Origin of the sequence: Acidiphilium sp. 20-67-58 (genome assembly GCF_002255515.1) — a bacterium.
Classification (GTDB): Bacteria; Pseudomonadota; Alphaproteobacteria; order Acetobacterales; family Acetobacteraceae; genus Acidiphilium.
The window spans coordinates 1-2,500 of the sequence record NZ_NCAS01000094.1; the positions used below are offsets into that span (position 1 = coordinate 1).

Consider the following 2,500-nt stretch of genomic DNA (forward strand, 5'->3'; position numbering starts at 1 on the left):
GGCATCGGGCGGAACTCCTGCCGTCACCGTAGCCCCATTGTCACTTGCGCCGCAAGCTCCATAGGTGCAATGGTCTGTGACTTCTCTCCTGAACTTTCCGCCAGCATAGTGGCGGGGATTTGGCGAGCTTTATGGCGCGACGTTGCTGTTGTTATGCTGTGAATTTGCATCGTATCTGCCGTGATATTGATGATGATAATGCTGTGAATATGCTGCGGTTGTGCTGCGTTCTATTGACGTGCAGAGGTTGAAATCGGTAGGATTCGCTATGCGCGCACCTGATCTCGATATCGAAAAGCTCGGTGCGGCGATGGCTTCCGGCCTTCGTCGGCGCTCCCCATTGATGGTCTGGTTTATCGAGCACCACGACGAATTTGCCGCCCTCCTCGACAAGCATGGAGCGCATTGGAAAGGGTTGGCGGAACACTTCGCGGCGGCCGGGCTGGTCTCCCGCACCGGCCAGCCGCTCACGCCGCGGACAGTCGAAAACTATTGGCTGCGGGCGCGACGCCTGGTCGCCAAGCGACGGGCGGAAGGGCGCCCGGTTGCAGCGGCCCCGGCCGGCTACGGCGGCCCCGGCCGGCGCACCGGCACCCGAACCGAAATTCGAGTTTGTGCGTTTGCGGAATGAGGGCCGGGGTGTTTCCGCAGCGGAACGCCATGCCCTCGGCGATCCAACTGCTCCGGCTGACCAGGCGGCCCAGCCGGCACCCAAGTTTCAACGGTCATGGATGAGAAATGAGGGCCGCGGCGTTTCCGCAGCGGAACGCCGTGCTCTTGGTGATCCAACAGCTCCGGCAGATCCCGACGATCCGAAATGGAGAGGCGACAAATCCCGATAGGAGAATTTGATGACTGAGGCCCCCTCATCAGAAGCCCCGGCAGCGCAGCGGCCGGGCTCAAGCCGGCGGAAATCAAGCCGTTGCTGACCAGCGAGCAAGCCCGCTCTGAACCCGTGGCGCAGGGCCTCGATCTCGCCAATCGGCCCAAAATCATCCTGACCGCCGGCCGGGGCAAAACCGGCAAAACCACCTTTCTGCGGTGGATCGTGGAGATGGCGCAGCGGGACGGAGAAGCGCCGCTCCTGGCTGACATTGACCCCACCAACGCGACGTTCTCGACCTATTTCGGCGGGGTTGCTCGGCCTGACACGTTCAATCAAGGAGCGGTGCGCGACTGGCTGCAAGACTTCATGGAGTTCGCCATCGCCGCAAAACAAACCGCCATCATCGATCTGGGGGGTGGCGATACGATCCTGCGCACCCTCGCCGGAGAAATGCCCGGCTTCGATGCAATGATTGAAGAGGCGGGTCTGGCCATGGTGATGTTCTACCTCGCCGGCCCGCATCCCGAGGATTTAACCCCGGCCGCCACGCTCGGCGCTTTGGGCTTCAAGCCCCGCGCACGCGCTTTCGTGCTCAATGAAGGCGTGGCGCCGGCCGGGCAATCGCGCGATCAGGCGTTCAGCCGCGTCACCTCCTCAAACGTCTATCGCGACGAAACGGCGGACGGTGCGCTCACCCTCTGGATGCCGCGCCTGCACGCGGCCGATGCGGTCGAGGCTCATACCGCGAGTTTCATCGCCGCACGGGACGGTCAGACCGAACCGCCGCTTGGGGTGTTCAACCGCTCGCGGGTGGGCCACTGGCTCAAGGCGATGGATGAGCAATTCGCCGGCGTGAAATCGTGGATGCCGTGAGCGAGGCTGTCGATCAGGGCGGGACAGAGGCCGCGATCCGCGCCGCGCAAGCGGAGCTGGATCGGGCCGAACAGCTGGCCCGGCTCGACAATGACCCCACCGCGCACACGCTCCACGCGCTCCGGATGTTCCTGGGCTCGACGGCGGCCATTGCTGCGGATCAGCGGCGCGCTATGGCTGAGCACCGCTTGCATGTCGATCGGGATTTTAGCGCCGTGCGCCAGGCGCGGGATGGCTTGGCGCAAACCATCGATCAAGCTTTCAAGGCCGCAAAGGCGCAGGCCGAAGCGGCGCATGCGGATCTCTCGCGCCAGTTTGTGGCCTCCTTCGCGAAAGAGGCAGAACAGCGCCTCAAGTCCATGTCGCGGTGGATATGGTGGCGCACGATCGCCTCGGGCGCGGCGCTGGCAATCGTGATCCTCACCCTTGGGTTCGGCCTGGGCTACTGGCGCGGCAACGCGGCCGGATACAGCCAGGCCGCCGGGACGATTCACGCTGCCGGGGCCGTTGAGCAATCCGTCCTCGCCTCACAAGGCCCGGCTGGTTTGGCACAATGGCACCAGCTCATGCGCGACAACGCGATCCTCGACACCATGAAATCCGACTGCACCGGGAAGAACGTGGCGCATCAGGACGGCCGCACGGCCTGCCATCTCTGGCTATGGACAACGCCGAATGTTGCGTCCGCAGCGCATGGGTAGGGGGATGGAGGAGCGTTTTACCCCCACCGCGGATGGGTCGGCTCGCTCGGCCGGCTTCGTCTCCCAGCTCGGCCGGGTTTTGCTCGGCCTGCTTCGGGGC

General features: G+C 64.3%; 3 protein-coding genes. All 3 read left to right on the forward strand.

Translation table 11 applies throughout. The features are described 5' to 3' along the window. Positions 1 to 268 precede the first annotated feature (268 nt). The 3 genes from B7Z76_RS16050 to B7Z76_RS16060 all read left to right on the forward strand — a co-directional run bounded on the left by B7Z76_RS16050 (position 269) and on the right by B7Z76_RS16060 (position 2,400). Complete coding sequence (locus B7Z76_RS16050; RefSeq protein ID WP_291345257.1) at positions 269 to 631, forward strand: hypothetical protein; 363 nt, start codon at positions 269 to 271, stop codon at positions 629 to 631. Positions 632 to 922: 291 nt separating this feature from the next. Then, entirely contained in the window at positions 923 to 1,699 is a 777-nt protein-coding gene (locus tag B7Z76_RS16055) for a hypothetical protein (RefSeq protein ID WP_291345259.1), read from the forward strand. Beyond that, on the forward strand, positions 1,696 to 2,400 hold the full coding sequence (locus tag B7Z76_RS16060; RefSeq protein ID WP_291345261.1) for a hypothetical protein: 705 nt from the start codon (positions 1,696 to 1,698) through the stop codon (positions 2,398 to 2,400). Before B7Z76_RS16055 ends, B7Z76_RS16060 begins: the two co-directional genes overlap by 4 nt. The last annotated feature ends 100 nt before the right edge of the window (positions 2,401 to 2,500 follow it).

Excerpts from the sequence above, each read along its gene's own strand:
- B7Z76_RS16050 (WP_291345257.1), top strand. The coding sequence starts at position 269 with ATGCGCGCACCTGATCTCGATATCGAAAAGCTCGGTGCGGCGATGGCT.